Source organism: Streptomyces sp. NPDC050085 (genome assembly GCF_044460595.1).
GTDB lineage: Bacteria > Actinomycetota > Actinomycetes > Streptomycetales > Streptomycetaceae > Streptomyces.
The window spans coordinates 263,289-281,004 of record NZ_JBITJZ010000002.1 but is presented as its reverse complement, the minus strand read 5'-3'; the positions used below and the strand labels follow the sequence as shown (position 1 = coordinate 281,004).

17 protein-coding genes are annotated in these 17,716 nt (G+C 72.5%); 10 read left to right on the top strand and 7 right to left on the bottom strand.

The annotated features are described in order from the left end of the window. Nucleotides 1-8: 8 nt before the first annotated feature. The 3 genes from ACIBUY_RS09625 to ACIBUY_RS09615 all read right to left on the bottom strand — a co-directional run bounded on the left by ACIBUY_RS09625 (nucleotide 9) and on the right by ACIBUY_RS09615 (nucleotide 2,207). Nucleotides 9-797, bottom strand: a complete 789-nt coding sequence (locus ACIBUY_RS09625) for a hypothetical protein (protein ID WP_399152274.1) — start codon at nucleotides 795-797, stop codon at nucleotides 9-11. 77 nt (nucleotides 798-874) lie between these two features. Then, nucleotides 875-1,531, bottom strand: coding sequence for an RNA polymerase sigma factor (locus ACIBUY_RS09620; protein WP_399152273.1), 657 nt, complete (start codon nucleotides 1,529-1,531; stop codon nucleotides 875-877). A 139-nt stretch (nucleotides 1,532-1,670) separates the two neighbouring features. After that, nucleotides 1,671-2,207 (bottom strand): HNH endonuclease, encoded by a 537-nt coding sequence (locus ACIBUY_RS09615; RefSeq protein WP_018531511.1) that lies wholly within the window; start codon nucleotides 2,205-2,207, stop codon nucleotides 1,671-1,673. Nucleotides 2,208-2,487: 280 nt separating this feature from the next. Here ACIBUY_RS09615 and ACIBUY_RS09610 point away from each other — a divergent pair, with 280 nt between their 5' ends. Beyond that, complete coding sequence (locus ACIBUY_RS09610; RefSeq protein WP_365578456.1) at nucleotides 2,488-3,549, top strand: mechanosensitive ion channel family protein; 1,062 nt, start codon at nucleotides 2,488-2,490, stop codon at nucleotides 3,547-3,549. Between the two features lie 19 nt (nucleotides 3,550-3,568). Here ACIBUY_RS09610 and ACIBUY_RS09605 read toward each other — a convergent pair whose 3' ends face one another. After that, nucleotides 3,569-6,556 carry a beta-N-acetylglucosaminidase domain-containing protein gene (locus ACIBUY_RS09605; RefSeq protein WP_399152272.1) on the bottom strand — a complete coding sequence of 996 codons (2,988 nt, stop codon included), beginning with the start codon at nucleotides 6,554-6,556 and terminating at the stop codon, nucleotides 3,569-3,571. Nucleotides 6,557-6,867: 311 nt separating this feature from the next. On the opposite strand from ACIBUY_RS09605, the gene ACIBUY_RS09600 reads away from it, so the two are divergent. From ACIBUY_RS09600 to ACIBUY_RS09590, 3 genes are read left to right on the top strand one after another with little or no spacing between them, the layout of a single operon-like run. Then, nucleotides 6,868-7,098 carry a hypothetical protein gene (locus ACIBUY_RS09600; protein WP_365578460.1) on the top strand — a complete coding sequence of 77 codons (231 nt, stop codon included), beginning with the start codon at nucleotides 6,868-6,870 and terminating at the stop codon, nucleotides 7,096-7,098. A 4-nt stretch (nucleotides 7,099-7,102) separates the two neighbouring features. Beyond that, entirely contained in the window at nucleotides 7,103-9,175 is a 2,073-nt protein-coding gene (gene malQ, locus ACIBUY_RS09595) for a 4-alpha-glucanotransferase (protein WP_365578462.1), read from the top strand. A gap of 20 nt (nucleotides 9,176-9,195) precedes the next feature. After that, the gene (locus ACIBUY_RS09590) at nucleotides 9,196-9,435 is read left to right on the top strand and encodes a hypothetical protein (RefSeq protein ID WP_365578464.1); all 240 of its coding nucleotides are present in this window, start codon (nucleotides 9,196-9,198) and stop codon (nucleotides 9,433-9,435) included. A 107-nt stretch (nucleotides 9,436-9,542) separates the two neighbouring features. Here ACIBUY_RS09590 and ACIBUY_RS09585 read toward each other — a convergent pair whose 3' ends face one another. Beyond that, nucleotides 9,543-10,115, bottom strand: coding sequence for a TetR family transcriptional regulator (locus tag ACIBUY_RS09585; RefSeq protein WP_365578466.1), 573 nt, complete (start codon nucleotides 10,113-10,115; stop codon nucleotides 9,543-9,545). A gap of 111 nt (nucleotides 10,116-10,226) precedes the next feature. Between ACIBUY_RS09585 and ACIBUY_RS09580 the strand changes: the two genes are divergently transcribed. From ACIBUY_RS09580 to ACIBUY_RS09570, 3 genes are read left to right on the top strand one after another with little or no spacing between them, the layout of a single operon-like run. Next, nucleotides 10,227-11,666 carry an FAD-dependent monooxygenase gene (locus ACIBUY_RS09580; protein WP_365578468.1) on the top strand — a complete coding sequence of 480 codons (1,440 nt, stop codon included), beginning with the start codon at nucleotides 10,227-10,229 and terminating at the stop codon, nucleotides 11,664-11,666. Between the two features lie 27 nt (nucleotides 11,667-11,693). After that, nucleotides 11,694-12,944 (top strand): histidine kinase, encoded by a 1,251-nt coding sequence (locus ACIBUY_RS09575; protein ID WP_365578470.1) that lies wholly within the window; start codon nucleotides 11,694-11,696, stop codon nucleotides 12,942-12,944. Continuing rightward, nucleotides 12,908-13,552 (top strand): response regulator, encoded by a 645-nt coding sequence (locus ACIBUY_RS09570; RefSeq protein WP_399152271.1) that lies wholly within the window; start codon nucleotides 12,908-12,910, stop codon nucleotides 13,550-13,552. The genes ACIBUY_RS09575 and ACIBUY_RS09570 overlap by 37 nt, the downstream gene beginning before the upstream one ends. 10 nt (nucleotides 13,553-13,562) lie before the next feature. Here ACIBUY_RS09570 and ACIBUY_RS09565 read toward each other — a convergent pair whose 3' ends face one another. Next, nucleotides 13,563-14,090, bottom strand: coding sequence for a MarR family winged helix-turn-helix transcriptional regulator (locus tag ACIBUY_RS09565; protein ID WP_399152270.1), 528 nt, complete (start codon nucleotides 14,088-14,090; stop codon nucleotides 13,563-13,565). 133 nt (nucleotides 14,091-14,223) lie between these two features. Between ACIBUY_RS09565 and ACIBUY_RS09560 the strand changes: the two genes are divergently transcribed. Genes ACIBUY_RS09560 through ACIBUY_RS09550 form a run of 3 tightly spaced genes read left to right on the top strand, consistent with a single transcriptional unit; the run spans nucleotide 14,224 to nucleotide 17,501 of the window. Further along, nucleotides 14,224-15,549 (top strand): MFS transporter, encoded by a 1,326-nt coding sequence (locus ACIBUY_RS09560; protein WP_399152269.1) that lies wholly within the window; start codon nucleotides 14,224-14,226, stop codon nucleotides 15,547-15,549. After that, nucleotides 15,546-16,466 (top strand): EamA family transporter, encoded by a 921-nt coding sequence (locus tag ACIBUY_RS09555; protein WP_399152268.1) that lies wholly within the window; start codon nucleotides 15,546-15,548, stop codon nucleotides 16,464-16,466. The genes ACIBUY_RS09560 and ACIBUY_RS09555 overlap by 4 nt, the downstream gene beginning before the upstream one ends. Nucleotides 16,467-16,514: 48 nt before the next feature. Next, complete coding sequence (locus ACIBUY_RS09550; RefSeq protein ID WP_399152267.1) at nucleotides 16,515-17,501, top strand: DMT family transporter; 987 nt, start codon at nucleotides 16,515-16,517, stop codon at nucleotides 17,499-17,501. Here ACIBUY_RS09550 and ACIBUY_RS09545 read toward each other — a convergent pair. After that, the gene (locus ACIBUY_RS09545; protein WP_399152266.1) at nucleotides 17,466-17,681 is read right to left on the bottom strand and encodes a hypothetical protein; all 216 of its coding nucleotides are present in this window, start codon (nucleotides 17,679-17,681) and stop codon (nucleotides 17,466-17,468) included. The genes ACIBUY_RS09550 and ACIBUY_RS09545 overlap by 36 nt on opposite strands. Nucleotides 17,682-17,716 lie beyond the last annotated feature (35 nt).

The following is a 17,716-nucleotide window of genomic DNA, read 5'->3' as shown; positions in this document are numbered from 1 at the left end:
CGCTCGGCTCAGTCGCTGAACTGCGGGTCCTTCTTCTGGTTGTAGATCTCCTTTCCGGATGCGTCGTAGGCGTGGACGTAGGGGACGGGGCCCGGGTCCTTCGGGTCGGGGCTGACGCCGGAGGCGGACGCCGCGTAGACGAAGGCGCCGCCCGCCATGACCGCCGGGTACTCCTTCGGGCTGTCGTTGTAGCTGATGGTGATCTTGGCGATGTCGGACGTGTAGTGCCCGGCGCCCACCATGAGGTACTGCCCCTGGCCGGCACGCGCGCCGGTCGACTCGAAGTACGAGACCTTGTGCCCGGTGCCCCACAGGCGGTCGTTGATGAACGTGGGCGGGTGGGACGTGCTGGTGCCCTTGTCGCCCTTCGTGCCGCACTGCACGTACTGGCCGTCCGGGTCGACGGCGATGACCACACCGTCCTGGTCCTGCGCGGCGACGGGCGTGCGGACCGCGAGCACCGGGTGGAAGCGCGAGGCGTCCTGGCCCAGGCAGGAGGCCAGGATCCTGGAGACGGTCCCGGCGTCGATCGAGGTCGTCCTCGTGCTGGTCACGGTGAACGAGGTGGCCCCGGCGGCCCGGCCCTGGCTCTTGCCGGCGGAGGGCGAGGCCGGAGTCGGTGTCGCGGCGCGCGTCGGGTTCCCGGCCGGGTCGGCGACGAGCGGCTCGGCGTCCCCGGTCCTGCCGAAGGCGCTCACGGCCGCGACGCTCACCACCGCGACCCCGGTGGCGACGGCGAGCGGCACCCCCCACCTGAACCGTGCCGAAGGACGGTCGTTCTCTGTGTCGATCTTCATCAGGAGCTCCTCTCGGGTCCGCCGGCTGTCCGGCAGATCACGCTCGGAAGGAGCCGCAGGAACGCCCTGCGTGTGTTTCATCGTGCGACCTCTTCCGCATGGACGGGATTCCTGGAACTGAAGGACGCCGGCACCGCGGATCCCTCCACGAGATCGGCCCCCAGCCTCCGCCGGGCCCGGTGGAGCCGGGACTTCACGGTGCCGACCGCCACCCCGAGGGCCGCCGCGGCCGCCTGCTGGTCGAGGCCCGACCACATGCAGAGCTCGACGACCTCGCGTTCGTGGCGCGGCAGCCGGGCCAGCGCCCGGTGGATCTCCGACATGCGACGCTCGTCGTCGACCAGTCCCACGACGCGGTCGGCATGGTCGCCGTGGTCGCCCACGGGTTCGTCGTGGGAGACGAGCCGGTGCAGCAACGCCTCGGCCCGTCTCAGCCGCCGCCAGGTGTTCGACAGCTGGCCGTTGGCGATGCCCAGCAGCCACGGCAGGGCCGAGTCGCGGTCGAGGACCGTCTCCGAGCGCCGCCGCCAGGCGTGCAGGAACACCGTGGACGTGAGGTCTTCGGCCTCGGCCCAGTCGGCGGTGCGCCGGAACAGGTGGTTGTAGACGGTCTTCCCATGACGGTCGAAGATCCGGCCGAATGCCTCCCGGTCGCCGTCGACGGCTCTTGCCCACAGGTCGCGGTCGGAGGTGCCTCCGACCGGCGCGGCGGGACCAGCGTCGTTCAGTTCCATGCTCCGTACGTGTCCGGCACCGGGCCGAAGGTTCCCGACGGGGTCCATTGAATGTGACGACGGTGAATGTGACGACGGCCGCACCCCCACCCGCGGTGGGCGTACGGCCGTCCGGAAAACACGAGGACCCGGATCGAGATCAGGCGGAGACGCCTTCGATCCGGGCCAGTGCCTCGTCCGCGCCGAACGGCTGCAAGTACGGCAGCCAGCGCGGATCCCTATGTCCGGTCCCGATGATGCGCCAGGCCAGACCCGACGGCGGTGCCGGTTTGTGGCGCAGGCGCCAGCCGATCTCCACCAGGTGGCGGTCGGCCTTGGTGTGGTTGCAGCGGCGGCACGACGCCACCACGTTGTCCCAGACGTGCTGACCACCGCGGCTGCGCGGGATCACGTGGTCGACGCTGGTTGCGACGCCACCGCAGTACATGCACCGGCCGCCGTCACGGGCGAACAGTGCACGCCGGGTCAGAGGAACGGGCCCCCGGTAGGGGACCCGGACGAATCGCTTGAGCCGGACCACGCTGGGAGCGGGGACGGTACGTGTCGCGCTGTGCATGAAGGCGCCGGACTCCTCGAGGCACGTGGCCTTGTTCTCGAGGACGAGTACCAGCGCGCGGCGGAGCGGTACGACGCCGAGTGGCTCGTACGACGCGTTGAGGACCAGGACATGCGGCACGGATGCCTCCTTGTACGCCGGCGGCGCGTGGCTCGCGCCGGGACGATCTCGTAGTCAGTCTCCCCTCATGGCTGGTCGCGGCGCCACCATGTCCGCGTAACGGCCTTGAAGTGTTTTCGACCACATGTCCTTCATCCCCAGGTGAGGACTGTCTCTCCCTCGAACATGACAACGATCCGCACGCGATGCCCCGTTAGTGTGGTGGGTCTGCCCGCTCCTGTCCCCGAGCCGTGCCGTTCCGTTCGAGGCGGGCAGATGGCAACGCCTGGAGGTACCCGCCGTGATCTTGTCCGTCCTGTCGGCTGACGATGCCACTCAACAGCCCACTCTCAAGGACGCCCAGGAGCAGGCCGGTCAGGCCGCCAGCTGGGTCGAGCAGAACTGGTCCGCCTGGCTGGGCATCGGCCTGCGCATCCTGCTCATCGTCGTCATCGCCGCCGTGCTGCGCGTCGCGATACGCCGAGCCATCACCAAGCTGATCGAGCGCATGAACCGCACGGCCCAGGCCGTCGACGGCACCGCGCTCGGCGGCCTGCTGGTCAATGTGGAGCGGCGTCGTCAGCGGTCCCACGCCATCGGGTCCGTGCTCCGCTCGGTCGCCTCGTTCCTGATACTCGGCACCGCCGCGCTGATGATCCTCGGCACGTTCGAGATCAACCTGGCCCCGCTGCTGGCCTCCGCCGGTGTCGCGGGCGTCGCGATCGGTTTCGGTGCGCGCAATCTCGTCACCGACTTCCTGTCCGGCGTCTTCATGATCCTCGAGGACCAGTACGGGGTCGGGGACTCCATCGACGCCGGGGTCGCCTCCGGCGAGGTCATCGAGGTGGGGCTCAGGGTCACCAAGCTGCGCGGTGACAGCGGCGAGATCTGGTATGTGCGCAACGGCGAGGTCAAGCGCATCGGCAACCTCTCCCAGGGCTGGGCCACCGCCGGCGTCGACGTCACCGTCCGCGCCGACGAGGACCTCGACAAGGTGCGGGCGACGCTGGCCGAGGTCGGCGAGACCATGAGCAAGGCCGAGCCGTGGAACGAGATGCTGTGGGGCCCGATCGAGGTCCTCGGCCTGGACAGCGTCCTGCTCGACTCGATGGTGGTGCGGGTCAGCGCCAAGACCATGCCCGGCAAGGCCCTGACCGTCGAGCGCGAGCTGCGCTGGCGGATCAAGCGCGCCTTCGACGAGGCCGGCATCCGCATCGTGGGCGGCGTCCCCGTCCAGGCCGACGGCGAGGCGGCCCCCGGCGACCCGACGGCGGGCATGTCGGCCCCGTCCGCGTACGCGTCCACGACGTCCCCGCAGTCGCTGGCGGCTTCTCCGATACCTCCGGCGAACCTGTCGAAGTAGCGAGGGGCGCGGTGGCGGCTCAGTCCGTCGCCACCGCGTACGCCTCCACGGAGAACAGCGAGATCCCGAACCGCGTCGCCCGCCTGTCCCCGACGACCCGCACGAAACGGACGTCCTTCGCGTCCATCCGCACCGACTCACGCCCCCCGCGCCCGTCCCGTACGGTCGCCGCCGTGCGCCAGGTGCGGCCGTCGGTGGAGGTTTGGACGCGGTACGCGGACGCGTACGCCTCCTGCCAGTGCAGGACGACCTGGCCGAGCCGGACCGGCTGCGGGAGTTCGGCCTGCCACCACTCGCCGTCCTTCGCCGGGGACGACCAGCGGGTGTCCGCCGCCCCGTCGTTGGCGTCCTTCGCCGGGAAGTCGGGGGTCTCGTCCGCCGATGACGTCGCCTCGGCCGTACGCGCCAGGTCAGGGCCCGCGGTACGCGGGTAGGCGCGGACCGAGACCGTGCGGGTCTCGTCGCCGAACGTGAGGGGGATCTCGTACGTGCCCGCGGGCGTGTGCGCCGGGACCGTGATGTCCAGCGGGACGTCGACCGTCGTGCCGCGCGGCAGGTCCGAGCGGGCCGGGGTCTTCACCGTGATGCCGTGCGGGGCCTTCGCCTTCAGCGTGCCGTGGACGTCGCCGGGCCGCCGCGAGGCCAGGCGGGCCGTCACCCGCTGGGCGCCGCCGCCGATCTCCGCGTCGGCCTCGGTGCGGGCCAGGGCGAACGAGGCGGCCGGGGCGTCCGCGTACCAGGGGACGAGGTGGCGCACCGTGCCGGACGGTGCGCCGGTGACCCGGATCTCGTCGGCGCGCAGGTTCTTGCCGGACAGTTCCGTGAAGCCGCCCCCGTCGAGCGCGCCCAGCCGCTGCCAGCCCTCGCCGGGCACCTGCGCCTCGACGGTGCCCGTCGTGCCCGGGTCCGCCAGCACCGTGACCGTGGACAGGGCCCGCACGCGCGGCAGTCGGTCGTCCGGCCCGGTCGCCGCGTCGGCCGCGTCCGTGCCCGACCAGCTCGCGAAGGCGCCCACCGCCCGCGTGAGGTACGCGTCCAACACGCCCTTGCCGACCGTCACTTGGGACTTCGCCAGCTCCTTGCGCAGCGCCGCGAGCCGCTGCGATGCGGCCCACGCCGCCGTGCCGTCACCGCGCCCCGCCGCGTCCAGCATGTCGACGGCCGCCTCGCCGGCCCGGCCGTAGCGCCCCAACTGGTCGCTCCAGGGCCGCACTTCGGAGTCGAGCGCCGTGCCGTGGAGCCCGGCGGGCGTGCGCCGCATCGCCGTGAACGCGTCCCGCAGCGCCTTGGCGGCCTTCGCGGAGCGCGTGGCGTCCGTCGTCGTACGCGCCTTCCAGAACTCCGCGATCAGCGGCCGTACGTACGCGGACTCGTCGGCGCCGAGCACCGACGAGGCGTCGTTGCCCGCGAGCGCGGACAGCGCCGCCCGCGCGTCCTTGTCGCCGCCCGCCAGGTCGTCGATCGCCGCCTTCCAGGAGTCCTGGGGGCGGTAGTCGCGCGGGTTCCACGCGTAGTCCGCGGTCGTGAACAGGGGGATGCGGGAGGCGGCCGGCTGCTCCATCGCGTTCGCGAGCAGCGCCGCGGACCCGGAGGCCACCGCGGGGTCGCGGCCGGTGTACGGGCCGAGGAAGATGCGGTCCTCGGCGTAGTCGTTGACCGGGTAGTTGTCCATCGTGAGCAGCTTGTGGGCCGTGCCCGACGAGCTGAACGCCTGCCGGGCGCCCGCCAGTTCACCGCCCGTGATGGTGCGCGGGACGACGCCGACGCCGGTCCAGGCGACCTCCACCGCGTCGTCCAGGCCCCGGGCGAGCGCCGTGCGGTACGCGGTCCCGCCGTCCTGGTAGTACTCGGTCGGCATCAGCGACAGCGGCTCGGCGCCCGGGTACCGGGCGGCCAGGTGCTCCGCCACCGCGTTCGCGACCTTCGCCTGCGCCCGCGCTGCCGCCTCGGGCCCCGAGCCGAACTCCTTCGCGTCCGCCGAGCAGTGCCACTCGCTGTACGACACGTCCTGGAACTGCAGTTGGAACGCCCGCACCCCGAGCGCCCACATGGCGTCGAGCTTGCGGTTCAGCGCCTTGACGTCGTCGTCGGACGACAGGCACATCGCCTGCCCGGGGGCGACCGCCCAGGCGAGCGTGACGTGGTTGGCGCGGGCCCGCTCCGCGATCCTGCGGAAGTCCGCCCGCTGGTCCGCCGGGTACGTCTCGCGCCAGCGCGCCTGCCGGTACAGGTCGTCCCCGGGGGCGTAGAGGTAGCGGTTCTGCTTGGTGCGGCCCAGGAAGTCGAGCTGGTCCAGGCGCTGCCCGGTGGTCCACGGCGTGCCGTAGAACCCCTCGGTCAGACCGCGTACGACGGTGCCCGGCCAGTCGCGTACGACGACCCCGGCGACCTCGCGGCCCCTGATCAGCTGGCGCAGCGTCTGCACCGCGTGGAACAGGCCGTCGTCGCCGACGCCCTCCAGTGCGACGGACGGGCGGCCCGACGTGCGGCCGACGGCGAGGCGGTAGCCCCCGGCGGGCAGGTCGCGGCGGGCCGTGGCGCCGAGCCCGCGCAACACCGCGTCCAGGGAACTCCCGCCCGAACTCCCGCCGCCGGAGCGGCCGGTGGACCAGTCCCCGGCACCGGACCCGCCCTCGGGCGCGACCGATCCCGTACGCACGACGAGTCCGCCGCCCGCCGGGACCTCGTCCTCCGAGGCGACCTGCCGGATCTCCCGCACGCCCGCGTCCCGCAGCAGTGTGCGCAGCGCGTCCACCGCGTACGGGTCCGTCCCCGAAGGGGCGAGCAGCACCACGTCGTCCGGGATCGTGACGCCGCCCGTCGAGCCCGCCGCTTCCTTCAGCGACTGCGGCCGCGGCCACACCGACGGCAGCGCCGCCTCCGATCCCCGGTCACCGGCCGAGGCGCCGGGGGCCGGCACCGCCGTCGCTCCGGTGGCCCCGCCCAGCGTCCCCGCGATGACGGCGACCGCGACGGCGGCCGCCCTCTTCCTGCGCCGGAGCTGCACGGCGTACTCCTCGACTGGTCAAGAACGGTCAACGCGACAACGGTCGGCGCGATGGGGGTGTCCCAGGGTGACTACCGAGCCCACCACTGTCCGGGGCAGGGTGTCAACGCCCGTGGCCGTTGTGCCGCAATTGCCCTTCCGGGGCGTGGTGCGAGAGCTGAAGGTCTTCCCGTTCCACCCGCGCTCTGGTCAATTTCCTTTCGCGGGACACAATGTGACCAGTAACACGTTGAGCACGCGATCAGGTCTGCGGCCGCGCCTCCTGGGTAGGGCTTCCGACTCACGACCCCCTCTTCATGAAGGAGGCCCCCGTGGCCGCATCGGCACAACTCCTGCTCTCGGCCCTCTCCAAACAGGCGGAGCCCGTGAACCCCGTGACGCCCTTCGCGTACGACGCCGACACCACCACCTCCTCCTCCGAGGCGCCGCTGACCAGCGAGCCGCCCTTCGCCGACTACGCGCCCCTGACGTCCGAGCCGCCCATGTACGACGAGGCGCCGCTCACGTCCGAGCCCACACCGAGCGGCCTGGCCGCGGGATGACCAGGTGAGCCTGGCCCGGCTCGCCGAGCTGTACGGCGTGGCCACTTCCTACTCCCCGGCACCGGGCCGCACCGTCCGGGCGTCGGACGCGGCGGTGACGGCCGCGCTCACCGCGCTCGGCGTCGACGCGGCCGCACCCGACGCGGCGCTGGCCGCGCGGGAGGCGGAGCTCGCGGGGCGGTTGCTGCCGCCGACGGTGGTGTGGTGGCTCGGGGGCCCGAGGCCGGACTGGCTCGGTCAACTCCCCGAGGGGACACGGCTGTTCCTGACGCCCGAGGCGCGGAGCGATCAGGCGGGTGGGAGGGCGGAGCTCGAACACGAGCCCCCACCGGGGGTGCACGCGCTGACGGCGGAGACACCCACCGGAGCGAGGGCGACCGCCCATCTCATCGCCGCCCCGCCCATGGCCCCGCGGCCGGCCACCCGCACGCACGGCCTCCTCGTCCAGCTCTACTCCCTTCTCTCCAGCCGCTCCTGGGGCATGGGCGACCTCGGCGACCTGGCCGACCTGGCGTCCTGGGCGGCCCGCACGCACGGCACCGGATTCCTCCAGGTCAACCCGTTGCACGCGGCCGTCCCTGCCGACCCGCACGGCGGCGGCACCGACCCCTCCCCGTACCGCCCCTCGTCCCGCCGCTTCCCCGACCCCGTGCACCTGCGGATCGAGGACGTCCCCGAGTACGCGTACGTCACCACGCGCTCCACCGGTGAGGCCGCCCGGCTGCGCGAAGACGTCCTCGGCAAGGGGGAGTCGATCGACCGGGACGCCGTGTGGGAGCTGAAGCGGGCGGCGCTGGAAGCCGTCCACGACGTGCCGCTCGCGCCGGGCCGCCGCGCCGCCTACATCGACTTCCTCGCCGCCCAGGGCACCGCCCTGGAGGACCACGCCACCTACTGCGCGCTCGCCGAACGCCACGGCCCCGACTGGCACACCTGGCCGGCCGCGCTCCAGGACCCGCGCTCGCCGCAAGTGGAGCGCGCCCGCCGGGAGTTGAGGGACCGCGTCGACTTCCACAGCCGCCTCGCCTGGCTCACCGACGCACAACTCGCCGCCGCCCAGCGGGCCGCGCGCGACGCGGGCATGCCCATCGGGCTCGTCCACGACCTCGCCGTCGGCGTGCACCCGGGCGGCGCCGACGCGTGGGCGCAGCGCGACGTCTTCGCGCAGGGCATGGGCGTGGGTGCGCCGCCGGACGCGTTCAACGCGCGCGGCCAGGACTGGGGGCTGCCGCCCTGGCGCCCCGACCGGCTCGCCGAGACCGGCTACGCCCCCTTCCGCGACCTGCTCCGCACCCTCGTGCGGCACGCGGGCGCCATCCGCATCGACCACGTGATGGGCCTGTTCCGGCTCTGGTGGATCCCGCAGGGCGAGGCCCCCACCGAGGGCACGTACGTGCACTACGACGCCGAGGCGATGCTGGCGGTGCTGATCCTCGAGGCGACGCGTTCGGGGACGTACGTCATCGGGGAGGACCTCGGCACCGTCGAGCCCGGCGTACGGGAGCGGCTGCACGCCTGCGGGGTTCTTGGCACGTCGGTGCTCTGGTTCGAGCGGGCCTGGGAGGGGGACGGGCAGCCGATCCCCGCCGAGCAGTGGCGTACGGACTGCGTGGCCACGGCCACCACCCACGACCTGCCGTCCACCGCGGCCCGCCTGTCGGGCGACGACGTACGGCTGCGCGAGCGGCTCGGCCTGTCCACGGCCTCGCCCGCCGAGGCGGCGGCCGAGGTCGCGCAGTGGCTCGCCCTCTTCGCCCGCCTGGGCCTGACGGAGCAGGGGGCCGACGAGGAGGAGGCGATCCGGGCCGTGCACCGCTTCCTGCTGCGCACCCCGGCCCGCATGATCGGCGTCTGGCTGCCCGATCTGGTCGGCGACCGGCGCCCGCAGAACCTGCCCGGCACCTGGGACGAGTACCCGAACTGGCGCCTGCCCGTCGCCGACGCGGCCGGGCGTCCCGTCACCCTGGAGGACCTGGCGTCGTCGCCCCGCGCGCACGCGCTCCTGGCGGTGTTCGCGGACGTGCGCGCAGGGACGGGCGTGCCTCCTATAGACCCCCCGGACGCGCGGCTCGTTTAGGCGTTCGCTACGTTGGCACCGTGGACAAGAAGAACGCCCTGCGCGCCGGCGCCCTGGCCGCCGGTACGACGCTGATGATGCTGCTGATGTCGTCCCCCGCGCTCGCGCTGACGCGTGACGACGGCGACGACCCGGGTTCCGGCCTGAGCGTGATCGAGACGCTCGGCCTCTACGTGGTGACGCCGATCGTGCTCTTCCTGGTGATCGCCGGTCTGGTGATCCTGGGCGACAAGTCCCGCAAGCAGGCCAAGCAGGGCTGAGCGCCCACTTCCCGTCCGTCGAGGACGTCTTTTTCTTCGTCGAGGGCATCTGCCGTGGCATCCGCCGTGGTGGGTGCCCTCGACGTGTTCACGGCCCGGTTTCGCGGTCAGGGCGTCTTTGCCGTGAGGTAGCGCTGGATCGTCGGGCCCAGCCAGTCCAGGATCTCCGCCCGGCTCAGCGCCACGCTCGCCGGGAACCGCAGCACGTACCGCGTCATCGCGAGCCCGAGTGTCTGCGACGCGACCAGGGCCGCCCGGGCCGGCGCCTGTTCCGGGTCCGCGCAGGTCTGCCGGGCCACCGGGACCAGCTGGTCGCGCACGACGTCCTGCATGCGCGCGGCGGCGGCCGGGTTGGTGGCGCCGACCCGCAGCAGCGCGGTGAGCACCTCGTTCTCCTCCCACAGGTCCACGAAATGGCCGATCATGGCGCGGCCGATCTCCTCGCGCGGGATGCCCGCCGGGTCCGGGATGCGCAGGTCGAGGGCGACGGCCGCCGCGAAGAGGCCCTCCTTGTTGCCGTAGTAGCGCATCACCATGGACGGGTCGATGCGGGCGTCGCGGGCGATGGCCCGGATCGTGGCCCGCTCGTACCCGTCCGCGGCGAACCGCTCTCGGGCCGCCGTGAGGATCGAGGCCCGGGTGGCGTCCGAACGACGTGCGGTCTGCTGCTTCTCGCTCATGCCAACAAACGTAGGCCAACGCCTGTTGACAGTCCATAGCTGCGGTTCTACGTTGGCCAACAAGCGTTGACCAACAGTTGTTGGCATGACGGCCCGTCGCAGGAGGCTTCCATGAACAGCTCTGTCATCGTCGTCGGCTCGGGCCCCACCGGCCTGCTCCTCGCCGGGGACCTCGCCGCCGCAGGCGTCCCCGTCACCCTCGTCGAGAAGCGCCCCCACAGGATCAGCAACCTCTCCCGCGCCTTCGTCGTGCACGCCCGAGCCCTGGAGCAGCTCGATGCCCGCGGTCTCGCCGACGAGCTCGAGGAGAAGGGCCAAGTCCTCGACCGGCTGCGGCTGTTCAGCGGCCTCACCGTCGACCTGACGCGCCTGCGCTCCCGCTTCCCGCACCTGCTCGTCCTGCCGCAGTACGAGGTCGAGAAGGTCCTGGAGCGGCGCGCGGTCGACGCCGGTGTCTCCTTCGCTTACGAGACCGAGGTGACGGGGCTGACCCAGGACGCGGACGGAGTCACGCTCCAACTCCGGTCGAACGACGGCGAGTCGAGTGAGCGGCGCGCCGGGTACGTCGTCGGCGCCGACGGGATGCGCAGTGCCGTGCGCGACGCGATGGGGCTGCCCTTCCCCGGCAAGTCCGTCATCCGTTCCGTCGTGCTCGCCGACGTACGCCTCGCCGAGCAGCCGGAGAACCTGCTCACCGTGAACGCCGTCGGCGACGCGTTCGCCTTTCTCGCGCCCTTCGGTGACGGCTACTACCGGGTCATCGGCTGGAACAGGTCCCGCGACGTCGCCGACAGCGAACCCCTCGACCTCGACGAGATCAAGGAGATCGCCCGGCTCGCCCTCGGCCGCGACTACGGCATGCACGACGCCCGCTGGATGTCCCGCTTCCACAGCGACGAACGGCAGGCGCCGCACTACCGCGTGGGCCGCGTGCTGCTCGCGGGCGACGCCGCGCACGTGCACACCCCGGCGGGCGGGCAGGGCATGAACACCGGCCTGCAGGACGCCGCGAACCTGGGCTGGAAGCTGGCCGCCGTCGTCAACGGCCGTGCCACCACTGCCCTGTTGGACACGTACGAGGCGGAGCGCCACCCCGTCGGCAGGGCCGTCCTGCGCAGCAGCGGCGGCATCGTGCGCCTCGCGATGGCCAAGCGCCCCTGGACGATCGCCGCCCGCTCCGTACTGGCCCGCGTCGTGGGCCGCGTCCGCCCGATCCAGGACCGAGCCGTCGGCCAGATCACCGGCCTCGGCTTCACCTACCCGGCGCCGAAGGACGCGCACCCGCTCGTCGGCAAGCGCGTCCCGGACGTGGCCCTGGCCGACGGCACCCGGCTCTACGAGGCCTTGCGCGCGGGCGAATTCGTGCTGATCCTGCCGGAGGGCGCCGCGTACAAGAGCGACCGGGTCCGGGTCGCGCACTGGGCGAGCGGGCGGCGCACCGCCCTGCTGGTGCGCCCGGACGGCTACGCTGCGTGGGCGCAGGAGGGCCTTGATGGGGGAGTTAAGTCCACCGACTTGCCCGGGGAGTTCGCCGGATACTCCTTGCAGTAGTCGAAGCGGACAGGGGAGTTGGGGGACATGAAACAGGTCGAGGCGCTGCGGCGCTGCCACCGGCTGTGGTTGCTTTCGCTGGTGGCGGTGCACCGGTCGACGATGGTCCACCTCGCGGTGTGGACGCCGGTCCCCGGGCTGCTGCCGCGGGCCGCGGCCGGAATGCGCCGCGTCGTGGACCGGGAGCGGGCCCTTGCCGCCGAGTGGTCGGGCATCACCGTGGCCGCGCCGCCCGCGGTGCCGGGCGGGCGCGAGAAGGTGGGCTTCGGCCTGATCGCCCGCTACAGCTGGCTGTTCGGCGATGCCCAGCGGCGGCGCGAGTGGCGCTGGACCGCGCTGTACTCGCTGGTCGCCGGCCTCATCGCGGGTCTGCCCGGCGCGCTCGTCCTCTACGGCATCTGGGGTGTCTTCCTCGCGTTCTTCGGCTCGATGCTCTCGGACCCCTGGGACGGCGTGTGGTACACGGCCATCCACGTCACCGACGTACCCACCTCCGTCATGGCGGGCCTGCTCGGCCTGGCCGTCGGCGCGACCGGCCTCCGGCTCGCGCCCGTCACCGTCGACCGCCACGCCCGCTTCGTCCGCGCCACGCTCACCCCCGGCGACCAGGAGATGATGGCCGCCCGCATCGCCCATCTCGCGGCGACCCGCACCGACGCCGTCGACACCTCGGCCGCCGAACTCCGCCGCATCGAACGGGACTTGCACGACGGGGCGCAGGCGCGGCTGGTGGCCATGGGGATGACCCTTGACGCCGCCGAGCACCGTCTGAAGGAGGACCCGGAGGCCGCCGCCGCGCTGCTCGCGGAGGCCCGCGCCTCGTCCTCGGCGGCCCTGCAGGAGCTGCGCGACCTGGTCCGCGGCATCCTCCCGCCGATCCTCGCCGACCGTGGACTGGCCGACGCCGTACGGTCGTTGGCGCTGCTCAGCCCGCTGGACGCGGAGGTCACCGTCGACCTGCGCGGCCGCCCCGAGCCACCCGTCGAGTCGGCGGTCTACTTCGCGGTCGCCGAGACCGTCACGAACGCCGCCAAGCACGCCGACGCCGAACGCCTGTGGATCGACATCAGCCATGACGCCGGGGTGCTGAAGGTCGGCGTGTCCGACGACGGCCGGGGCGGCGCCACCGCGGCCCGCGGCGGCGGCCTCGCGGGCATCGAGCGCCGACTGGCCACCTTCGACGGGGTGCTGGCCGTCAACAGCCCGGTCGGCGGCCCGACCCAGATCTCGATGGAGGTGCCGTGCGCGTTGTCGTCGCCGAAGACCACTTCCTGCTGAGGGACGGTCTCGTACGACTCCTGGGCGCGTACGGCCACGAGGTCGTCGCCGCCGTCGACAACGGCCCGGAGCTGCTGGCCGCCCTCGTCGGCGAGAAGCCGGACGTCGCGATCGTCGACGTACGACTGCCCCCGGACTTCGGCGACGAGGGCCTGCGCGCGGCGCTCGCCGCCCGCCAACAGGTGCCAGGACTCCCGGTGTTGCTGCTCTCCCAATACGTAGAGCCGTTGTACGCCCGGGAGTTGCTGTCCGACGGTGCGGGAGCGGTCGGCTACGTCCTCAAGGACCGGGTCACGAACGGCGCCGAATTCCTGCGCACCATCCGCCAGGTCGCCGACGGCGGCACGGTGATGGACCCCGAGGTCGTCGCCAAACTCCTCGCCCGCAAGGTCCGCGACCAGCGCCTCGCCTCCCTGACCGCCCGCGAGCGCGAGGTGCTCGGACTGCTCGCGCAGGGCCGGTCGAACGCGGGTGTGGCGGAGGCCCTGTTCGTCACCGAGAAGGCCGTGACCAAGCACATCGGCAACATCTTCGGCAAGCTCCAACTGCTGCCGGGGGAGAGCGGCAACCGGCGGGTGCTGGCCGTGCTGGCGTATCTGGAGGGTTGACAGCGCCCGGCTACTCCGGTGCGGTCGTCGCCAGCAACTGCCGCAACAGGTCGGACAGTTGGGCCGCCTGCTCATCGGTCAGGGCTCCCGCGACGGCCTTCTTCTGCACGTCGAGGCCCGCGCCCACCGCCTCGTCCACGACCGCGAGACCCTCGTCCGTGAGCGTGACCTGGAGTCCGCGCCGGTCGTGCGGATCGGGTGAGCGGCGCACGAGCCCGCGCCGCTCCAGCTTGTCGAGCCGCCCCGTCATCCCGCCCGTCGTCAGCATCAGCGTGCCCGACAGCTGACGCGGCGAGAGCGTGTACGGGGCGTCCGCGCGGCGCAGGGTCGCCAGCACGTCGAACTCGCCGCGCGAGATCCCGATCCGGGCGTACGTCTTCTCGATCCGGTCGCCCATGCCGCGCGCGAGGCGGTAGATGCGGCCGAAGACCTCCATCGCCGTGGTGTCCAGATCGGGCCGGACCTTCGCCCACTGCTCGATGATCGCGTCGACGGCGTCCGTGGCGTCTGCGGCGTCCGTGTCCTTGTCGCTGCTCATGACCCCGAGTATCCGCACCGGGTCGGTAGAGGGCAAGAAAGTAGCTCGGGAGAAAGTAACTTTCGAGGAAGTAGCTTGACGAAAAGTAGCTTGAGGCTAAGCTACTTCCCATCGAGCTACTTAGGGGGTCCCCATGCAGGGCAAGCGCGTACCCGGCGAGCGGTCCATGACGTTCGCGGCCGCGGTGAACGGCATCGGCAACGGCATGTACGTCCCGTTCACGCTGGTCTTCTTCCACTACGTCACCGGGCTGTCGTTCGCCGTCGTCGGCGCCGTCCTCACCGTGACGGGCCTGGCCGGGATGGCGGCGCTGCCGCTGGCCGGCGCGGCGGTGGACCGGTTCGGGGCGCGCCCCGTCCAGTACGTCCTCTACACGGTCCGGGCCATCGGCTTCCTGCTCTACCCGGCCGCGCACTCGCTGCCCGCGTTCGCCGCCGTCGCCTTCCTGACGGCCGCCGCGGACCGGGCCTTCCCCGCCGCCCAGTCCGCACTGATCGGCGAGGTGGCACGCGGCGCCGACCGGGACCGGCTGCAGGCGGCCCTGCGCGCGCTGACCAACGGCGGCAGCGGCGCGGGCGCGTTGCTCGCGACGCTGGTCATCGGGGTCGCGGGCCCGGGCGCGTACACGTACGCGGCGTGGGGGAACGCGCTGACGTTCGCGGTGGCCGCGCTGCTGCTGCGCCCGCTGCGCCCGCTGCGTCCGGTGCGAACGGTGCGAACGGTGCGTACGGCTGTTGCGGGTGAGGGGCGGCGTCGGGCGGGCTACCGGCTGGTCGCCGCCGACCGCCCCTTCCTCGTGCTGACCGGAGCGAACTTCCTCAACGCCCTGTCCTACTCGGCCCTTTCGGTGCTCTTCCCGCTGTTCATCGTGGAGTGGCTGCACGGCCCGGCGGCGCTCACCGGCACGGCGTTCACGGTCAACACGGTGCTGTGCGCGGTGGCCGGGATGTTCGTCGCGGGCCGGGTGCGCGGTACGGGGGCGCGGCGCACCCGCTCGGCGGCGCTCGGCGGGATGCTGTTCGCGGCCTCGTTCGCGGGCCTGGCGGTGCTGGGCACGGTGCGCCCGGGCGGCGGGCTCCTGATCGCCACGGCCCTGATCGTGCTCGTGGTCGTCTACACGCTCGGCGAACTGGTCCACAGTCCGTCGGCCGAGGTGCTCGCGGTCTCCGCGGCGCCGGAGGAGGCGCGCGGCCGGTACATGGCGGCGTACCAACTGTCCTGGTCGCTGGCGAAGGCGGTCTCGCCGTCCCTGTTCACGGGCCTGCTCGCGGTGGACGGCCGGGTGCCGTGGCTGTTCCTCATCGCGACGTCGGCCGTTGCGGCCGGACTGCTGATCCGCGTGGAGCGGCGGCTGCCGGTGGAGTCGGTGCAGACGGTGGTCGTGGCGCGCGCCCCGCAGCCGGTGCGCGAGCCGGTGGCGGCGACGACGGCAGTGGCGACGACGGCGGTGGCGTCATGAGGCGGGCGGGCGTGATCCTGCTGACGGCGCTCGCCCCCGCGTCCTGGGGATCGACGTACGCGGTGACGACTCAACTCCTGCCGCCGGACCGCCCGTTGTTCACGGCGACGGTACGTGCGCTGCCCGCGGGCCTGCTGCTCCTGGCGCTGGCGCGACGGCTGCCGAAGGGGGAGTGGTGGTGGAAGGCGCCGGTGCTCGGGGCGCTGAACATCGGCGCGTTCTTCCCGCTCCTCTTCCTGTCCGCGTACCGCCTGCCCGGAGGTCTCGCGGCGGTCGTCGGCTCGCTCGGCCCGCTGTTCGTCGCGGTCCTGTCGACGGGCCTGCTGGGCCAACGCCCGTCCCGCCGCACGCTGTTGACGGGTGCGGTGGCGGCGCTCGGCGTCAGCCTGGTGGTGCTGCGGGCCGCGGGTGCGCTCGACGCGCTCGGCGTCGCGGCGGCACTCGCCTCCACGGCGTCGATGTCGACGGGCACGGTCCTGACGAAGAAGTGGGGCCGCCCGGACGGCGTCGGCCCGTTGGCCCTGACCGCGTGGCAGCTCACGGCGGGCGGCCTGCTGATCGCACCGCTGGCGTGGCTGGTCGAGGGCGCACCCCCGGCGCTCGACGGCCGCGCGCTGGGCGGTTACGCGTACTTGGCCCTGGCGAACACGGCGGTCGCGTACTGGCTCTGGTTCCGCGGGATCGGCCGGCTCACGGCCACGCAGGTGACGTTCCTCGGCCCGCTGTCGCCGCTGACGGCGGCGGTGATCGGCTGGGCGGCGCTCGGCCAGAGCCTCACGCCGCTCCAACTGGTGGGGATGGGGCTGGCGTTCGGGGCGACGGTGGCAGGGCAACGCCCTGCCGGATCATTCAGATCTACTAAAAATAGTGCACGGAAACATTCGATGGACGCGATGGGTGCAGCCCTGCGACGGTAGATCCACACGAGCACAAGGCAAGTGGAACACCACGTGAGAGAGGCCCCGATGGCAGTCCTGGACCGTACCCGTACCCCCGTGGAGCCGAGCGCGGCCGCCGGTCGGGCGGCCGGCGGACTCGGCATCGGACTGGCCCTCGCCGCCCTCGCGACGGTCGTCTGGTCCGGCAGCTTCGTCACCGCGCGTGGCCTGCACGACAGCGTGCCGCCGATCCAGCACGCGTTCTGGCGCTGGATCGTGGCGATCGCGGCGGTGGCGCCGTTCGGTGCGCGGGCGGCGTGGCGCGAACGGGCGCTGCTGAGACGGCACTTGGGGTACATCACCCTGGCCGCGCTGCTGGGCGTAACGGTCTACAACACCCTGGTCAACCAGGCGGGCCTGACGACCTCCGCCGGGAACATGGGCATGATCATGGCCGCGTCGCCGGTCCTGATGGCGCTGTACGAACGACTGGGCGGAGCGCGCCTCGGCGCCCGCCGGGTCACCGGAACTCTGGTGGCCTGCGCGGGAGTTGTGCTGCTGGTGACCAAGGGTTCGCTCACCCCCGACTTCGCGCCGGGTGACCTGTGGGTGGTGGCCGCGGCCGTCTGCTTCGGCTCGTACAGTGCGCTCCTGAAGCGGCGGCCGAAGGAGATCGGCGGGGTGGCGTTCCTGTTCGCGACGTTCGTCGTGGGCGCGCTGATGCTGCTGCCCGCGTATGTGGTGAGCCTGTCGGTGCAGGGTGGGTTCGAGGTGCGGGCGGGGACGGTGGGGCCGCTCCTGTACGTCGGCGTGGTCTCCTCGGCGATCGCCTTCTTCGCCTGGAACAAGGCGATCGCGATGATCGGCGCGGCGCGGGCCGGAGTCGTGTACTACCTCCAGCCGGTGTGCGTAGCGCTGTTGTCGTACGCGGTGCTGGGGGAGTCGATGGGCTGGATGCAGGTGGTGTGCATGGGGTTGATCCTGGGCGGGGTACTTCTGGCTTCGATGACCTCGACGACCTCGATGACCTCGATGACCTCAACGGGCCCATCCGCGAAGGGCCTTCGTCAGTAGCCGGGCGGTGGCCAGGTCGCAGCGCCCCAACTCCAGGAGGGGGAGGGGCGTTTCGCGTACGTAGGCAATGAGGTCGACGGCGAGGGAGGGCAGGGTCATCCCGGCGTCGCCGAGCGCGGTACGCAGTTCGTCGCGGACCTTGAGGGCTTCGGTGAGATCGTTGTCATTGTTACGGTTCATGCACTCAGCGTTACGGGTCGTGGCTAACCTGGGAA

Coding starts and splice junctions, on each gene's coding strand:
- ACIBUY_RS09625 (WP_399152274.1), bottom strand. CDS start 797: ATGAAGATCGACACAGAGAACGACCGTCCTTCGGCACGGTTCAGGTGG.
- ACIBUY_RS09620 (WP_399152273.1), bottom strand. CDS start 1,531: ATGGAACTGAACGACGCTGGTCCCGCCGCGCCGGTCGGAGGCACCTCC.
- ACIBUY_RS09585 (WP_365578466.1), bottom strand. CDS start 10,115: ATGAGCGAGAAGCAGCAGACCGCACGTCGTTCGGACGCCACCCGGGCC.
- ACIBUY_RS09580 (WP_365578468.1), top strand. CDS start 10,227: ATGAACAGCTCTGTCATCGTCGTCGGCTCGGGCCCCACCGGCCTGCTC.
- ACIBUY_RS09575 (WP_365578470.1), top strand. CDS start 11,694: ATGAAACAGGTCGAGGCGCTGCGGCGCTGCCACCGGCTGTGGTTGCTT.
- ACIBUY_RS09565 (WP_399152270.1), bottom strand. CDS start 14,090: ATGAGCAGCGACAAGGACACGGACGCCGCAGACGCCACGGACGCCGTC.
- ACIBUY_RS09560 (WP_399152269.1), top strand. CDS start 14,224: ATGCAGGGCAAGCGCGTACCCGGCGAGCGGTCCATGACGTTCGCGGCC.
- ACIBUY_RS09555 (WP_399152268.1), top strand. CDS start 15,546: ATGAGGCGGGCGGGCGTGATCCTGCTGACGGCGCTCGCCCCCGCGTCC.
- ACIBUY_RS09550 (WP_399152267.1), top strand. CDS start 16,515: ATGGCAGTCCTGGACCGTACCCGTACCCCCGTGGAGCCGAGCGCGGCC.
- ACIBUY_RS09545 (WP_399152266.1), bottom strand. CDS start 17,681: ATGAACCGTAACAATGACAACGATCTCACCGAAGCCCTCAAGGTCCGC.